This is a genomic window from Reyranella sp., assembly GCF_965279625.1.
GTDB lineage: Bacteria > Pseudomonadota > Alphaproteobacteria > Reyranellales > Reyranellaceae > Reyranella.
The window spans coordinates 5,202,811-5,217,164 of record NZ_OZ257251.1; the positions used below are offsets into that span (position 1 = coordinate 5,202,811).

The 14,354-nt window shown below is 66.1% G+C and carries 15 protein-coding genes; 8 read left to right on the plus strand and 7 right to left on the minus strand.

Annotated features, from left to right (window positions below):
- Position 1: 1 nt before the first annotated feature.
- The 4 genes from ACQY78_RS25290 to ACQY78_RS25305 all read right to left on the minus strand — a co-directional run bounded on the left by ACQY78_RS25290 (position 2) and on the right by ACQY78_RS25305 (position 4,240).
- A complete protein-coding gene (locus ACQY78_RS25290) occupies positions 2–1,195 on the minus strand; it encodes an efflux RND transporter periplasmic adaptor subunit (RefSeq protein ID WP_428680347.1) in 1,194 nt (397 codons plus the stop codon).
- Between the two features lie 266 nt (positions 1,196–1,461).
- Positions 1,462–2,358 (minus strand): polysaccharide deacetylase family protein, encoded by an 897-nt coding sequence (locus ACQY78_RS25295; RefSeq protein WP_428680349.1) that lies wholly within the window; start codon positions 2,356–2,358, stop codon positions 1,462–1,464.
- Positions 2,359–2,366: 8 nt separating this feature from the next.
- Positions 2,367–3,509, minus strand: coding sequence for a zinc-binding dehydrogenase (locus tag ACQY78_RS25300; protein WP_428680352.1), 1,143 nt, complete (start codon positions 3,507–3,509; stop codon positions 2,367–2,369).
- A 98-nt stretch (positions 3,510–3,607) separates the two neighbouring features.
- Positions 3,608–4,240 (minus strand): TetR family transcriptional regulator, encoded by a 633-nt coding sequence (locus tag ACQY78_RS25305; RefSeq protein ID WP_428680355.1) that lies wholly within the window; start codon positions 4,238–4,240, stop codon positions 3,608–3,610.
- A gap of 79 nt (positions 4,241–4,319) precedes the next feature.
- On the opposite strand from ACQY78_RS25305, the gene ACQY78_RS25310 reads away from it, so the two are divergent.
- The gene (locus ACQY78_RS25310; RefSeq protein ID WP_428686494.1) at positions 4,320–4,988 is read left to right on the plus strand and encodes an O-methyltransferase; all 669 of its coding nucleotides are present in this window, start codon (positions 4,320–4,322) and stop codon (positions 4,986–4,988) included.
- A gap of 4 nt (positions 4,989–4,992) precedes the next feature.
- Here ACQY78_RS25310 and ACQY78_RS25315 read toward each other — a convergent pair whose 3' ends face one another.
- The 3 genes from ACQY78_RS25315 to trmFO all read right to left on the minus strand — a co-directional run bounded on the left by ACQY78_RS25315 (position 4,993) and on the right by trmFO (position 8,198).
- Positions 4,993–6,342, minus strand: coding sequence for an MATE family efflux transporter (locus tag ACQY78_RS25315; protein WP_428680358.1), 1,350 nt, complete (start codon positions 6,340–6,342; stop codon positions 4,993–4,995).
- Between the two features lie 66 nt (positions 6,343–6,408).
- Positions 6,409–6,693: an acyl carrier protein gene (locus ACQY78_RS25320; RefSeq protein ID WP_428680361.1), complete on the minus strand. Its 285-nt coding sequence runs from the start codon at positions 6,691–6,693 to the stop codon at positions 6,409–6,411.
- 134 nt (positions 6,694–6,827) lie between these two features.
- Positions 6,828–8,198 carry a methylenetetrahydrofolate--tRNA-(uracil(54)-C(5))-methyltransferase (FADH(2)-oxidizing) TrmFO gene (trmFO, locus tag ACQY78_RS25325; protein ID WP_428680364.1) on the minus strand — a complete coding sequence of 457 codons (1,371 nt, stop codon included), beginning with the start codon at positions 8,196–8,198 and terminating at the stop codon, positions 6,828–6,830.
- Between the two features lie 48 nt (positions 8,199–8,246).
- Here trmFO and ACQY78_RS25330 point away from each other — a divergent pair, with 48 nt between their 5' ends.
- The 7 genes from ACQY78_RS25330 to ACQY78_RS25360 all read left to right on the plus strand — a co-directional run bounded on the left by ACQY78_RS25330 (position 8,247) and on the right by ACQY78_RS25360 (position 14,330).
- Positions 8,247–8,633: a RidA family protein gene (locus ACQY78_RS25330; protein WP_428680367.1), complete on the plus strand. Its 387-nt coding sequence runs from the start codon at positions 8,247–8,249 to the stop codon at positions 8,631–8,633.
- A gap of 20 nt (positions 8,634–8,653) precedes the next feature.
- Positions 8,654–8,962 (plus strand): hypothetical protein, encoded by a 309-nt coding sequence (locus tag ACQY78_RS25335; protein WP_428680370.1) that lies wholly within the window; start codon positions 8,654–8,656, stop codon positions 8,960–8,962.
- A 347-nt stretch (positions 8,963–9,309) separates the two neighbouring features.
- Positions 9,310–10,080 carry a gamma-glutamyl-gamma-aminobutyrate hydrolase family protein gene (locus ACQY78_RS25340; RefSeq protein WP_428686496.1) on the plus strand — a complete coding sequence of 257 codons (771 nt, stop codon included), beginning with the start codon at positions 9,310–9,312 and terminating at the stop codon, positions 10,078–10,080.
- Between the two features lie 5 nt (positions 10,081–10,085).
- Positions 10,086–11,765 (plus strand): NAD+ synthase, encoded by a 1,680-nt coding sequence (locus ACQY78_RS25345; protein WP_428680373.1) that lies wholly within the window; start codon positions 10,086–10,088, stop codon positions 11,763–11,765.
- Positions 11,762–12,133 carry a hypothetical protein gene (locus tag ACQY78_RS25350; RefSeq protein ID WP_428680375.1) on the plus strand — a complete coding sequence of 124 codons (372 nt, stop codon included), beginning with the start codon at positions 11,762–11,764 and terminating at the stop codon, positions 12,131–12,133. The genes ACQY78_RS25345 and ACQY78_RS25350 overlap by 4 nt, the downstream gene beginning before the upstream one ends.
- Positions 12,133–12,927, plus strand: a complete 795-nt coding sequence (locus tag ACQY78_RS25355) for a phosphodiesterase (RefSeq protein ID WP_428686498.1) — start codon at positions 12,133–12,135, stop codon at positions 12,925–12,927. The genes ACQY78_RS25350 and ACQY78_RS25355 overlap by 1 nt, the downstream gene beginning before the upstream one ends.
- A gap of 143 nt (positions 12,928–13,070) precedes the next feature.
- Positions 13,071–14,330, plus strand: coding sequence for an Nramp family divalent metal transporter (locus tag ACQY78_RS25360; RefSeq protein ID WP_428680378.1), 1,260 nt, complete (start codon positions 13,071–13,073; stop codon positions 14,328–14,330).
- Positions 14,331–14,354 lie beyond the last annotated feature (24 nt).

Here is a 14,354-nt window from a genome sequence, read left to right on the forward strand (position 1 = left end):
GTCAGCCCGCCCTGGGCGTCGGCGTCGCGACCGCTGCCGGCGACTTTACCGAAGGCTCCGCTGCGGGCGTTGCGGGGGCAACTTTGACGAGGGCGCCGTTGGACAGGCGGTACTGGCCGTCGACCACGATCTTCTCGCCGGCCGTTATGCCCTTTTCGATGATCGCGATGTCATCCTGCATGCTGGAGGTCTCTACGTCGCGCCGCTCGACGGTGCTGTCGGGGCGGATGACATAGGCATAGTAGCCCGAAGGGCCCTGCATGATGGCGCGTTGCGGTACGGTCACCGCACCGTTCCTCGTCGACAGGACCAGCCGCACGTTCACGAACTCACCCGGCCACAGGGCCTCGTCGCTGTTCTGAAAGGTGGCCTTCATGCGCAGCGTGCCGGTCGCGACATCGATCTGGTTGTCGATCAGCGAGACCTCGCCCTTGGCCAGCAGCTTCCTGTCGTCGCTGGCATAGGCATAGACCGCCAGCGGCGCGGCGGCCTGGTTGTGGCGGATCGCCTCCGCATAATCCTGCGGGACGGTGAAGTTCACGAAGATGGGTTTGATCTGGTTGATGCTGACCAGGCTCGTGCTCTGCGAGGACTGGACGAGATTGCCGAGGTCGACGGGAAGCTGGCCGGTGCGGCCGTCGATCGGCGCGCGAATGTCGGCATAGGAGAGGTTCAGCCTGGCCGTGTCGATCGCCGCCTGATCGACGGCGATCGAGCCCTTCAGTCCGTCGACGGTGGCCTGTTGCTGGTCGACGCTCTGGCGCGACTGGAAGCCCGAGCCGGTCAGCTTGCTGTAGCGCTCGAGGTCGAGCTGCGCGCCGAGAAGAAGCGCTTCGTTGCGTGACTTGGCGGCGGTGGCCGAATCGAGCGTTGCCTGATAGGGGCGGGGATCGATCTGGAAGAGCGGTGTGCCGGCGGTGACGTCCTGGCCTTCCTTGAACAGGACCTTGACGATCTGGCCGTCAACGCGCGCCTTGATCGTCACCGTCTTGAAGGCCTGCACGGTGCCGAGCCCGCGCACGAGAACCGGAACGTCCTTCGTCTCGGCGACGCCGTCCGACACCGGGACGGGCGGCGGCGAGGCAGAGGCCCGTGCGCTGGTATTGCCAGACTGATGGAGGAACAGATAACCCGAAACGGCCAAGATGATCGCGAGGCCTGTGCCCGCGAGCCTGGTCAGTGTCGATTTCTTCATCTCTGAACGGCCTTCCCTCGGCACTCACATGAGAGAGCGAGATTGGGACTCGGCGCTTCAAAGAGGGCTGCAAGGCGGCGCTGCGCTTACAACAAGCTGACAGGCCCGTGCTCTTTGACGCAGGCGCAATTGCAATTTCTTCATCACTGCAATCGCACGCGTGGTCGAAACTTCTGTCATCCTGAGCGAAGCGAAGGATCTCGCGCCAGCCACGGAGTACGTTGGTCGTTCGTCAGGTCCTTCGCTGCGCTCAGGACGAGATAGGCCTAACGCGCTGGCGGCACCTGCGTCCGATACCAGTCGAGGATCTCCGCGCCGGTCCACATGACGACGTCCTCGTGACCGAGAATGTAGTCGTAGAGCATCTCGAGATACTTGATCCGGTGCGGCACGCCGGTCAGATAGGGGTGGATTGAAATCGCCATCACGCGCGGCGCGGTCTTGCCGTCGAGGTAGAGCCGGTCGAACTGGTCGCGGCCGCGCCGGAAGATCTCGTCCGAGGGCTGCTGCTGCACCGCGCTCATGACGACGTCGTTGATCTCGACCGTGTAGGGCACCGAAACGATCTCGCCATGCGCGGTCTTCAAGGGCAGCGGCTGTTCGTCCATCACCCAGTCGGCGACGTATTCGATGCCGGCCTCCGCCAGCAGGTCGAGCGTCTCGTCGGTCTCGGTGAGGCCGGGGCTTTCCCAGCCGCGCGGCGGCTTGCCGGTGAAGTCCTTGATGGCGCGGATCGTGTCGGCGATCGCGCTCTTCTGGTCCTCGACCTTGTGCATCGGCTTCTGCACCCAGCCATGGCCCATGAAGTCCCAGCCAGCCTCGTGTGCGGCCTGGCAGGCCTCGGGGTAGAGCTCGCAGGCCGTGCCGTTCACGGCGAAGGTCGCCTTGAGCTTGCGCGCGTTCAGCGTCTCGAGGAAGCGCCAGAAGCCGACCCGCATGCCGTACTCGTGCCAGGCCCAGTTGGGCACGTCGGGCAGAAGCGGCACGCCCATCGGCGGCGGCAGGACGGTGCGCGGCATCGCCCCGGCCGGACTCCAGTTTTCGACGTTCACGATCGTCCAGACGGCGACGCGCGCATTATTAGGGAGGCTGAGCCGCGGCCGCTTGTGGATCGGCAGGTACGGCGTGCGGCCGCGGACGGTGTCTCCGGTGTCGCGCGTCATCGCCCGGGCTACGCCTTGTTCGGGTTGATCAGGAACTTCTCGCCGGTCGCGCGCTTGGCGTAGGCGGTCAGGTTCTGGAGGTCGAGGGCTTCCTGCAGCGAGATGGTCTTCGTGTAGTGGCTCACGAAGGTCGTCTTGAGCGAGTTCACGACCCTCTCGCGCAGGCGCAGCTGGTCGGGTCGGCCGATCTTCTGCAGGAACGGCGTCAGCAGCCAGCCGCCGACGCCCCAGGCCATGCCGTAGTTGCGCGTCAGTTCGACCGGGCCGGTGCTCAGGCTGCCATAGACATAAACCTGCTTGTGCACAGAGGAGCCGTAGCGGTTGTAGGTCGTGGCGGTCTTGTTGATGGCGATTTCCATGGCCGTCAGGATCTGGCTGGCGAGCTTGCCGCCGCCGATCGCGTCGAAGGCGATGGTGGCGCCGGTCTCGACCAGCGCCTGCACGAGATCCTCGTTGAAGCTCGCGGCGCTCGAATCGACGACATGCTTGGCGCCAATTCCCTTCAGCAGCTTCGCCTGCTCGGCGCTGCGCACGATGTTCACGAGGCCGATCCCGTCCTCATTGCAGATCTTGACCAGCATCTGGCCGAGGTTGGAGGCCGCCGCCGTGTGGACAAGTGCCTTGTGGTCCTCGCGCTTCATGGTCTCGGTCATGCCGAGTGCCGTAAGCGGATTGACGAACCACGAGGCGCCTTCGGCCGCCGTCGTGCCGGCGGGGAGGGGCTGGCAGTCGCGCGCGTTCAGTACCCGGTACTGGGCGTACATCGAGCCGCCGACCATGGACACGAGCTTGCCCTTGAGCGCCTGCGCGGCGTCGGACGAGCCCGCCTTGATCACGGTGCCGGCGCCTTCATTGCCGACCGGCAGGGACTCGCCCAGGCGTGTCGACAGGAACGGCAGCGCCGCAGCGGAGACTGGCGCCGTCACCTTCACCCCGTCGCCGCTGCCGGTCGAGGTCGCCTTGCTGAGGTCGGCAGGACCTGTGAGCAGGCCGAGGTCGGAGGGATTGATCGGCGTCGCCTCGACCTTCACGACGACCTGATCGGGGCCGGGCTCCGGCACGTCGATCCGGGCGAGCGACAGTTCGAGCTGGCCTTCCGTGGAGATCAGGGAGCGAAGCTGCAGTCCCGATAGCTTGTTGGTGTCGCTCATCTCAGATCTCCCGTTGGTTTGAAGGCGCGCACGATGCCAAGCGCGATGAGGTCGAACAAGCCTTTCCTGTGCGATGACGCGGCCTGTTTGAGGACGGTCTACGCGGAATTGAGCCGGTCGAGGTAGGCGGCGAACATATCCCCCATCGCCGAGGCCAGCCGCTCGACCTCAGCGGCCCGGCGGCCTTCCTCCGAGACCTGGGCGCCGACCGCGCCCATCGACATCACCATGATGTCGGCAGCGGCGCTGCGCTCCCGTGGGGTTGCCCTCGGCAGGGCTTCGCGCATGAAGAGCATCACGTGGCGACGACCGGCCTTGCGGTGCGCTTCTGTCTCCGGCGCGTCGCGATAGAGCGGGGCCGCATCTGCGAGAGCGATGCGGAGGGTCGCTTCCTCGACTTCAGATCTGAAGAAGGCACGCACGATCGCCCGCAAACGTTCCGCCGGCTGCAGGGTGCGGTCGGCCAGCATGGTCTGGAGGAGGCCGCCCGTCTGTTTCCATTCGTCGCTCTGCAGCCGGAAGAGGATCGCCTCCTTGTTGGGGAAGTACTGGTAGAGCGAGCCGACGCTGACGCCGGCCCTTTCCGCCACGCGCGCGGTCGTGAATCGTCGTGCGCCGTCCTGCGTCAGAACACGAACCGCCGCCTCGAGTATGTCCGAAACGAGCTGCGCCGAACGGGCCTGCCGGGGCTCTTTTCGTGAGGAGATACTGGGTGTTTTGCGAGTGGTCATGGACGGGCGCCCGAACGCGAATATCAAATGCGACGAATCATTCGTATTTTACGAGCGAGCAACTTCTTTGGAAAGACCGATGAAAAACACACTTGCTTCTTCGCCGCTCTCTTCGGTCCTCGACGGGCTGTTTGCGGAGGCCGACGCCTCCATCGCGGGCATTCGCCAGGAGATGGCCACGCTCTCGCCCGAGGAACGGTCGACCATGATGGCGACCAAGACCGAGTACCGGGCGTTCTACGAGCGGGCGAAGGACTTCCCGCTGGCCGTCTCGCGCGAGACCGGCACCTTGCTCTACATGCTCGCACGCTCGATCGGCGCCCGGAACATCGTCGAGTTCGGCACCTCGTTTGGTGTCTCCACGCTGCACCTCGCCGCCGCCCTCAGGGACAATGGCGGGGGGCGCCTCGTCACGAGCGAGTTCGAAACCTCCAAGGTCGCGCGCGCCCGGGGCAACATTTCTGCCGCCGGCATGGCCGATCTCGTCGATCTTCGCGAAGGCGATGCGCTGGAGACGCTGGCGAAAGACCTTCCGCCTGCGATCGATCTCGTCCTGCTCGACGGTGCGAAAGGGCTTTATCCGGCAATCCTCGGGCTGGTGGAGCCGAACCTGCGGGACGGGGCCTTCGTCGTTGCCGACAACGCAGACTGGAGCCCTGAGTATCTGGCGCGCGTGCGTTCGCCGGCAAAAGGATATCTGTCCGTGCCGTTCGCCGACGATGTCGAGCTGTCGATGCGCCTCGGCTGATGCTTCAGCCGGTCCAGGCCCGGCGCGTGGTCGAGAAGGCGAGCACGGCGGAGAAGGCGACGATGCCCAAGGCGACGCAGGTGTAGAGGCCCGAGACGCCCCAGCCGAAATGGTCGAGGGCCAGCAGGCTGCCGCCGCCCGCGATGGTGATGCGGGTGAGGTTGGCGGCGACCGGCCAGACCATTTCGCCGGTGCCCTGCGAGGCGAAATAGAGCGCCATGGCCAGGCCGAAGAAGCCGTAGGCCGGCCCGACGATGCTGAGATAATGACGACCCGACGCGAGCGCGGCCGGGTTGCTGGTGAAGAGGCCGAGCCACAGGTCGGGCCAGAGTGCCACGACGATGCCGATGGTGGCGGCGACGGCGCCGGCCATGAAGGCGCCGGTCCAGGCCATGCGCTGGGCGCGCGCATATTGCTTGGCGCCGATGTTGGTGCCGACCAGCGCGGTGAGGGTGGCGCCGATGCCGAAGCTGATCGGGATCAGCATGTATTCCAGCCGCGAGCCGATGCCGTAGCCCGCGATGGCGGCGTCACCTTCGCGCCCGATCAGCCCGGTGACGACCAGCACGGTGCCGTTGGTCAGGATGACCACGAGACAGGCGATCAGCCCGACCTTCAGGATGTCGCGGAAGGCGCGCCAGCGGAACCCGTCGATCGGCCAGCGCAGCCTGAGCGGCGCCTTCGCACCGGTCAGTTTCGACAGCATCCAGAGGGCGGCGAGAGCAAAGGCGACCACCGCGGCGATGGCGGGGCCGCGGATCCCCAACGCGGGCAGGCCGAACCATCCCAGGGTCAACGCGCCGGTGAGGGGGATCTGGATGGCCGCCGTCACGACCAGCGCCAGGCCGGGCGTCTTCATGTCGCCGGTGCCGCGCAGGACCGAGGCCATCGAGTTGGCGACCCAGTGGGCGACGCAGCCCGAGAACAGGATGGTGGCGAAGGCCTCGGCACGGTCGAGGGCCGCGCCGCTGCCGCCCAGCGCGCCATAGATCTGGCGGCCGAAGCCCACGAACAGGATGCCGAACAACGCAGCCATCCCGATCGCGATGGCCAGTGCATGCGCTGCCGCCGCCTCGGCGGCCGCCTTGTTGCCCGAGCCCAGGGCGCGGGCCACCGAGGAGGAAATGCCGCCACCCATGGCGCCCGCCGACATCATGCCGAGCGTCATCTGCGTCGGGAACACCAGCGCCAGCGCCGCTAGGTCGACGACGCCAAGCTGGCCGATGAAATAGCCATCGGTGATGCTGACGAGGCTCTGCATGGCCACGTTCAGCACGTTCGGGGTGGCGAGGGTGAGGATGGTGGGCACGATCGGCCCGGCCAGCATCATCTGCCGGCGTTCTGCGGGAGTCATTGCAGGCGATTTAGCACGCGCCGCGCCGCGTGCTCGCTAACTTATCTCATGGGGTAGGGAGTTTTGTCAGCGCTTCGCGCGCTGCGAAACGACGGCCTCGGCGAGCTGGTCGATCGTCACGATGTCGGCTGCGACGTGCATCGGGATGGTGACGTCGAACCGGTCCTCGAGCTCCATGATCACGTCCATGATCGTGAGCGAATCGACGGTCAGCCCCTTGGAGATGACGGTCTGCGGGGTGATCGGCTTGCTGCCGACATTGTACGGCGCCAGAAGGGTGAAGATCTCGCGCATCACGTCGTACTGCAGCGAAAGCGCGGCGGGGGCGACCAGTTCCTGAACGGCCTGCATGAGTCACTCCTCGAAAGGGGGTGAGCCATTCTCGTCCTGATGACGGCCGCAGGGGAAATAACGTTTGGTTACCCACTGTTGCGGGACGTTACGAAATGTTTCCGCCGTTCAGATGACGTGAACGATGGGCCGTCTCACTCCGCCGCGAGAGGCGTCGGATTCAACCATTCGTCGAAGTCGCGCAGCGCCCGCACCGCCATGGCTTGCTTGCGCTCCTTGCCCTTGAAGCTGCCTGCGATGGGCGGGAACAGGCCGAAATTGATGTTCATCGGCTGGAAGGTCGTGGCGTCGGCGCCGCCGGTGATGTGGCCCAGCAGCGCGCCCATCGCCGTGGTGGGTGGCGGTGGCGCCTGCGTGCGGCCGAGTCTCTCGGCCGCGGCAAACCTTCCGGTCATCAGGCCGACGGCGGCGCTCTCGACATAGCCCTCGCAGCCGGTGATCTGGCCGGCGAACCTCAGCCGCGGCATCGCCTTGAGGCGCAAGGTGCCGTCGAGCAGGCGTGGGCTGTTGAGGAAGGTATTGCGGTGCAGGCCGCCCAGCCGGGCGAACTCCGCCTTCTCGAGGCCGGGGATGGTGCGGAAGATGCGCGTCTGCTCGCCGTGCTTCAGCTTGGTCTGGAAGCCCACGATGTTCCAAAGCGTGCCCAGGGCATTGTCCTGGCGAAGCTGCACCACGGCCCAGGGGCGATGGCCGGTGCGCGGATCGCGCAGGCCGACCGGCTTCATCGGGCCGAAGCGTAGGCTCTGCGGCCCGGTCGAGGCGATGACCTCGATCGGCTGGCAGCCCTGGAAGTACGGCGTGTTGTGCTCCCACTGCTTGAACTCGGTCTTTTCGCCGGCCAGGAGTGCTGCGACAAACGCCTCGTACTGCGGCTTGTCCATCGGACAGTTGAAGTAGTCCGCGCCGTCGCTGCCCTCGACATTGCCGGGGCCGACCTTGTCGTAGCGCGACTGCTTCCAGGCGATCGACTGGTCGATGCTCTCGTGGTGGACGATCGGCGCAATGGCGTCGAAGAAGGCGAGCGAGTCCTCGCCGGTGAGTTTCGCGATGGCGTCGGCGAGCGCCGACGAGGTCAGGGGACCGGTCGCCACGATGACGCTGTCCCAGTCCTCGGGCGGCAGGCCGGCCACCTCTGCGCGTTCGAGCGTCACCAGCGGATGGGCGAGCAGGGTTTCCTGCACGGCGGCCGAGAAGCCATGCCGGTCGACCGCGAGGGCACCGCCGGCCGGCAGCTTGTGCGTGTCGGCCGAGCGCATGATCAGCGAGCCGGCACGGCGCATTTCCTCGTGGATCACGCCGACGGCGTTGTTGGCGGCATCGTCGGAGCGGAAGGAGTTGGAGCAGACCAGCTCGGCCAGGGTATCGGTCAGATGCGCCTCGGTGCCGCGCACCGGGCGCATCTCGTGCACGACGACCGGCACGCCCGCCTGCGCGAGCTGCCAGGCCGCCTCGCTGCCTGCGAGACCGCCGCCGACGACGTGTACGGGCTTGGTGCTTGACGTCATGCTCTCCGACCTGAAACCGTGCGCCTCCCTTACAATGGAGCGCCCGGCATGACCATCAAGTTCCACAATCCCAAATCGGTCTCCGTGGCCGGCAAATACAGCCTCGGCGTCGAGGTCCCGCCTGAGGCGCGCGTGCTCTACGTTTCGGGTCAGGTCGGCGTGGATTCCGCAGGCAAGCTGCAGGACGGTATCGAGGCGCAGAGCGAGCAGGTCTGGAAGAATATCGGCGAGGTGCTGAAGGCCGGCGGCATGGACTTCCGCGACATCGTCAAGCTCACCGTCTTCCTGACCGACAGCCGGTTCATTCCCGCCTTCCGAGAGGTGCGCGGCAAGTTTGTCGGGCAGGAACCCTATCCTGCGTCGACCTTGCTGGTCGTGGCCGGCCTCGCCGATCCCTCGATGCTGGTCGAGGTCGAAGTGGTGGCGGCTAAGTAGCCTGCTGACCGGAGGGGAGAATGGTTCGCCTCGAAGTCGTCTCGCGGGACGCCTTTCATGTAAGCGTGAACGCGGCGTCGGAGGCGATCACGCGCGCGGGTGGCTGGGTCTCCGGCCACTCGCTGCTCTCGGACGCGATGGCGGTCCTCAATTTCGAGATTCCCGGCGACCGCCTGCGCGAGCTGGCGGACGAGCTCGAGGTGCGCGGGCTGAAGGCGGAGCTTCCACGCGAACTGTCCAGCAGCCCTCAGGATGTCGCCGGACGCCTGACGTTGTTCTTCACGCAGGGCAGCGGAGACCTGCGCCGCGACGTGCTGCCGTTCCAGTGAAATCGGCTCCCGCGGGGGTGCCGTGCATTAGGTTGGAAGCCTGGAAAAGGAACGTCGGGAGCGGCCTGGTCGGGCTCATGCCCAACTGATGCGACCCGCAATGACCGCTCCCGCCGTGCCGTTCGCGTCTGCCGCTATGCCGATGCCCGAACGATTGCCTCGACAATCACTGCGGCACGTTGCTTGGGTGGATTCATCAAAACCTCCCGACTGAACGTGACGATCGAATTCACGCACCAGCGGGCGCAGCTGTCAACGGTGTTTCGCGACGGCGGACTCGCCGGCCGGTGCATGCGGTGCCATTATTGTCCCTTCGAAGTCGAGGCAGGCGCGCGTTGGTTCCCAGCATCAAGAAGCCCGTGGTCGGGGTGATCGGCAATTCAGGCGTGATCAACGACCGTCACAACGTCCAGCTCGTGGGACAGCGCAACATGCGGGCGGTCGCGGACGTCGCCGGGGCGCTGCCGCTGATGTTTGCCGGCACGCCCGACATCACCGACATCGAGGCATTGCTCGGCGCGGTCGACGGCATCCTGCTCACCGGGGCCCGCGCCAATGTCCACCCGACGCGCTTCGGGGCCGAACCGCATCCCGCCCACGAACCCTACGATCAGGAGCGCGACGCAATGGCCTTGTCGCTGATCGACGCCTGTGTCGAGCGCGGCGTGCCGATCTTCGGCATCTGCCGCGGTTTCCAGGAAATGAACGTCGCCTTCGGCGGCTCGCTTCATCCCGAGATCCGCGAGATTCCCGGCCGCATGAACCATCGCATGCCGCGGCTGGAGAACGGCGAGGTCCATCCCGACCCAACCGTGGTGTTCGCCGACCGGCACGAGGTGCAGCTCGTGAAGGATGGCTATTTCGCCCGGCTGCTCGGCTGCGAGTGCATCCGCGTGAACTCGCTCCATGGACAGGGGATCCTCGATCCGGGCGCGCGCGTCGCCATCGAAGGCGTGGCGGAGGACGGCACGATCGAGGCCATCTGCATCTCGGAGGCTCCGGCCTTTGCGGTCGGCGTCCAGTGGCACGCCGAGTACGACCCGCAGAGCAACCCGATCAACCGCGCCCTGTTCCAGGCATTCGGCCAGGCTCTCCGCGAGCATATGCGCTCCTCCTGAGGCTTATGATGACGGACAAACTCAGAGTGGGATTGGCCCAGCTCAATCCCAAGGTCGGCGACGTGGCGGGCAATCTCGCCAAGGTGCGGGCCGCCCGTGCGGAAGCGGCCCGGCAAGGCGCCGACCTCGTGCTCACGTCGGAGCTGGTGCTTGCGGGCTACTCGCCCGAAGACCTGGTGCTGAAGCCCGCCTTCCAGCAGGCCTGCCACGACGCGGTCGAAGCCCTGCGCGCCGACACCAATGACGGCGGTCCGGCCTTGTTCGTCACGACGCCGTGGCGCGAGGGCGAGAAGCTGCACAATGCCATCATCGCGCTCGACAAGGGCGAGATCATCGGTAAGCGCTTCAAGGTCGACCTGCCGAACTACGGCGTGTTCGACGACAAGCGCATCTTCGCGCCCGGTCCGATGCCAGGGCCGCTGGTTTTCCGAGGTGTCCGCATCGGAGTGCCGATCTGCGAGGATGTGTGGACACCCGATGTCGTCGAATGCATCGCCGAGACCGGCGGCGAAATCCTGCTGGTGCCGAACGGTTCACCCTATGAGGCCGGCAAGACCGACGTTCGGGTGCAGCTCGGCGTCAAGCGCGTGGTCGAGAGCGGCCTGCCCTTCGTCTATCTCAATCAGGTCGGCGGCCAGGACGAGGTCGTCTACGACGGCGCTTCCTTCGCGCTGGGCGCCGATCGCTCGCTCAAGGCCAAGCTCGCCTCCTTCGCCGAAGAGGTCGCGACCATCGAGTTCCGGCGCGGCGCTGGCGGTTGGGAATGCGAGACCGGTCCGATCGCGCGCGAACTCGACCAAATCGAATCCATCTACCAGGCGATGGTGCTCGGCCTGCGCGACTATGTGAACAAGACCGGCTTTCCCTCGGTGGTGATCGGCCTCTCGGGCGGCGTCGATTCGGCGATCACGGCGGCGGTGGCGGCCGACGCGCTGGGCCCCGAACGCGTACATGCGATCATGATGCCGTCGCCCTATACCAGCCGCGACTCGCTGGAGGACGCCGAGGCCTGCGCCCGGGCGATCGGCGTGCGCTACGACATCGTCGACATCGGGCCGGCGATGGAGGCGTTCCGCGGCATGCTGGCGCCGCTGTTCGGCAACAGGCCCGAGGACGTGACGGAAGAGAACATCCAGAGCCGCGCCCGCGGCGTCACCCTGATGGCGGTGTCGAACAAGCTGGGCGGCATGGTGGTGACGACCGGCAACAAGTCGGAGATGGCCGTCGGTTACGCCACCCTCTACGGCGACATGTGCGGTGGCTTCAACGTGCTGAAGGACGTCTACAAGACCACGGTCTTCGAACTCTGCCGCTGGCGCAACGCGCATCTGCCGGCGGGCGCGCTGGGACGTGCCGGCGTGGTGATCCCGCCGCGCATCGTCGACAAGCCGCCCTCTGCCGAATTGCGGCCCGACCAGAAGGACTCCGACTCATTGCCGCCTTATCCGACGCTCGATGCCATCCTGAGGGGGTTGATCGAGCGCGATCTCGACACGGCGGCCCTGGCCAGGGAGGGACTTGATCCTGCGACCGTCGATCGCGTCTGGCGCCTGCTCGAAGGCGCCGAATACAAGCGCCGCCAGGCGCCGCCAGGCGTGAAGATCACATCCCGCAACATCAGCCGCGAGCGCCGTTACCCGATCGTGAACGGGTTCAGGGGGCAGGGCGCAGGAGTTGCGAAGTGAGCGACGAACTCGGACGCCTGGCCACCCGCGAGTACGACGTGACCCTGCCGGATGGAACGCAGGGGAGGCTGGCTTTCGCGCTGTGCGATCTCGCGAAGGAAAATGCGCTGGCCGAGCATGCCCGCCGGCGGAAGGCCGTCGCCTTCGGCCTGCTGAGCTTCGCGGAGCTTCCCGGCGCGCCGCGCAACGCGCTCCTCTGGGTGCGGACCAGGGACGGGATGGAGATGACGACGGCGGACGGCGACAACCAGCCGGGCGGCGACCTGCAGAGACTGGTTGCACGCCACTTCATCGTGTTCTTCGACGAGATCAAGGACCTGATGCCCGAGCTCGCGACGTTGCCCTTTCACCTGAAGGATGCATCGTGATGCTCATCGCCCAGATCTCGGATCCGCACGTGAAAAGCGATAGCGAACTTCTCTACGGTCGCATCGACACGCAGGGCTTTCTCGAACGCGCGGTGTCACATGTGAACGGGCTCGATCCGAGACCCGACATTGCCCTGGTGACCGGCGATCTGGTCGACAAGAGGGAGCCCGCGGAATACGCCAACCTGAAGCGCCTGCTGTCGAAGCTTGAAATCCCTTTCTACCTGATCCCCGGCAATCACGACGCGCGGGACGCCTTGCGCGAGGCGTTTCCGGACCACGCCTACCTGCCGAAGGCCGGCTTCCTGCAGTATGTCGTGGAAGATCGGCCGCTGCGCCTGATCGCCCTAGACACGCTTGTCGAAGGCAAGGGCCATGGCGCGCTCTGCAGCCAACGGCTGGACTGGCTCGAGGCGCGTTTGGCGGAGAGCAACCGCACGACGCTGCTGTTCATGCATCATCCGCCGTTCGATGTCGGCATAGCGCCGCTCGATGCGGCGCGCCTGCTCGAAGGCGGAGAACGGCTGGAGGCACTCGTCCGTGCGCACGGCAACGTCGAACGCGTGCTGTGCGGCCACGTGCACCGGCCGATCCAGGTACGCTGGGCCGGCACCATGGCGTCGATTGCCCCCAGCACGGCCCATCAGGCCACGCTGGATCTGCGCGAGGGCGCCAGGCTTTCGATGACCATGGATCCGCCGGGCGTGGCCCTCCATCTGTGGCGGCCCACCACGGGCCTGATCACCCATGTGAGCTATGTCGGCTCCTATGAGGGGCCGCGCCCGTTCCGCTGACGCTCTGTTGCAGTCGGTCGGAAGGGGAATGCAGGTGGACTATCGCACCAGGTCAGCCCATCGCTGTCCGACTTGATCGCCGCTCGCACGCTGTTGCCCATCGACATGGAACTTGCGCGGTGGTCTTCCGTTTCGGAGGCAGGATGGTCGCAACAAACACTCAGGGACTGATCAAGAGGCTCGGTCCTGGCGTGATAACGGGGGCCGCCGACGACGATCCCAGCGGCATCGCGACCTACTCGCAGGCGGGCGCACAGGCGGGTTTCGGACTTCTCTGGACGGTGGTGCTGACCTGGCCGCTGATGGTCGCGGTGCAGTCGGTCAGCGCCCGCATCGGCCGGGTCACCGGTCGTGGCCTGGCCGCCAACATGTGCCGCGCATTTCCCCGACCGGTCGTGCTTGGTGCAGTCCTTCTGCTGTTCGTCGCCAACACCATCAACATCGGCGCCGACCTCGCGGCCATGGGCGCGGCGGTGGCGATGCTGGTGGGCGGGGGACAAATCCTTTTCACCTTCATGTTCGCGATCGCCTCGGTACTGGCGATCGTGTTCATCCCCTACAGCCGTTATGTCGGCTTCCTGAAGTATCTGACGTTCTCGTTGTTCGCGTATGTCGGCGTGGTCTTCACCGCCCATATCGACTGGCGCGCGGTCGGCATTGGCGCCGTGGTCCCGAAGTTCGCCTTCGACAAGGACACGTTGATGCTGATCGTCGCGATCCTGGGCACGACGATCAGCCCCTACCTCTTCTTCTGGCAGAGTTCACAAGAAGTCGAGGAAGAGGAGGGCGATGACGAGGCGGGCCCTCTGACCGACAATCCCGAGCAGGCGCCGCGCGAACTCACGCGCATCGGCTGGGAGACCGGCATCGGCATGGCGATGTCGAACCTGGTCGCCTTCTTCATCATCCTGACGACGGCGGCTACCCTCAACGCCAACGGCAAGACAGACATCGAGAGCACGCAGCAGGCCGCCGAAGCGCTCCGGCCAATCGCCGGCGACGCGGCGTTCCTGCTGTTCAGCCTGGGCATCATCGGCACCGGTCTGCTGGCGGTGCCGGTACTTGCGGGATCGGCCGCATACGCGCTGGGCGAGGTGCGCAGCTGGAAAATTGGCCTGGAGCACGATTTCTCGGAGGCCCGGCCCTTCTACATCACCATCGCGGTGGCGATCCTGGCGGGGCTCGGGGTGGTGTTGCTGCCGATCGACCCGATCAAGGCGCTGATCTGGAGCGCGGTGCTGAATGGCGTGATCGTGGTGCCGATCATCGGTGCGATGATGATCGTGGCGTCCCGTCGCGAGATCATGGGAGATTTCACGGCGACCCTCTGGCAACGCGTCCTGGGCTGGCTCACGCTGGTTCTGATGGCGACCGCCGCCATTGGGATGTTCGTGTTGATGTAGAACCGCGCCCGCGTAAGCTGTCGC

Coding starts and splice junctions, on each gene's coding strand:
- ACQY78_RS25290 (WP_428680347.1), bottom strand. CDS start 1,195: ATGAAGAAATCGACACTGACCAGGCTCGCGGGCACAGGCCTCGCGATC.
- ACQY78_RS25330 (WP_428680367.1), top strand. CDS start 8,247: ATGACCATCAAGTTCCACAATCCCAAATCGGTCTCCGTGGCCGGCAAA.
- ACQY78_RS25305 (WP_428680355.1), bottom strand. CDS start 4,240: ATGACCACTCGCAAAACACCCAGTATCTCCTCACGAAAAGAGCCCCGG.
- ACQY78_RS25295 (WP_428680349.1), bottom strand. CDS start 2,358: ATGACGCGCGACACCGGAGACACCGTCCGCGGCCGCACGCCGTACCTG.
- ACQY78_RS25355 (WP_428686498.1), top strand. CDS start 12,133: ATGCTCATCGCCCAGATCTCGGATCCGCACGTGAAAAGCGATAGCGAA.
- trmFO (WP_428680364.1), bottom strand. CDS start 8,198: ATGACGTCAAGCACCAAGCCCGTACACGTCGTCGGCGGCGGTCTCGCA.
- ACQY78_RS25315 (WP_428680358.1), bottom strand. CDS start 6,342: ATGACTCCCGCAGAACGCCGGCAGATGATGCTGGCCGGGCCGATCGTG.
- ACQY78_RS25310 (WP_428686494.1), top strand. CDS start 4,320: ATGAAAAACACACTTGCTTCTTCGCCGCTCTCTTCGGTCCTCGACGGG.
- ACQY78_RS25320 (WP_428680361.1), bottom strand. CDS start 6,693: ATGCAGGCCGTTCAGGAACTGGTCGCCCCCGCCGCGCTTTCGCTGCAG.
- ACQY78_RS25360 (WP_428680378.1), top strand. CDS start 13,071: ATGGTCGCAACAAACACTCAGGGACTGATCAAGAGGCTCGGTCCTGGC.
- ACQY78_RS25300 (WP_428680352.1), bottom strand. CDS start 3,509: ATGAGCGACACCAACAAGCTATCGGGACTGCAGCTTCGCTCCCTGATC.
- ACQY78_RS25335 (WP_428680370.1), top strand. CDS start 8,654: ATGGTTCGCCTCGAAGTCGTCTCGCGGGACGCCTTTCATGTAAGCGTG.
- ACQY78_RS25345 (WP_428680373.1), top strand. CDS start 10,086: ATGATGACGGACAAACTCAGAGTGGGATTGGCCCAGCTCAATCCCAAG.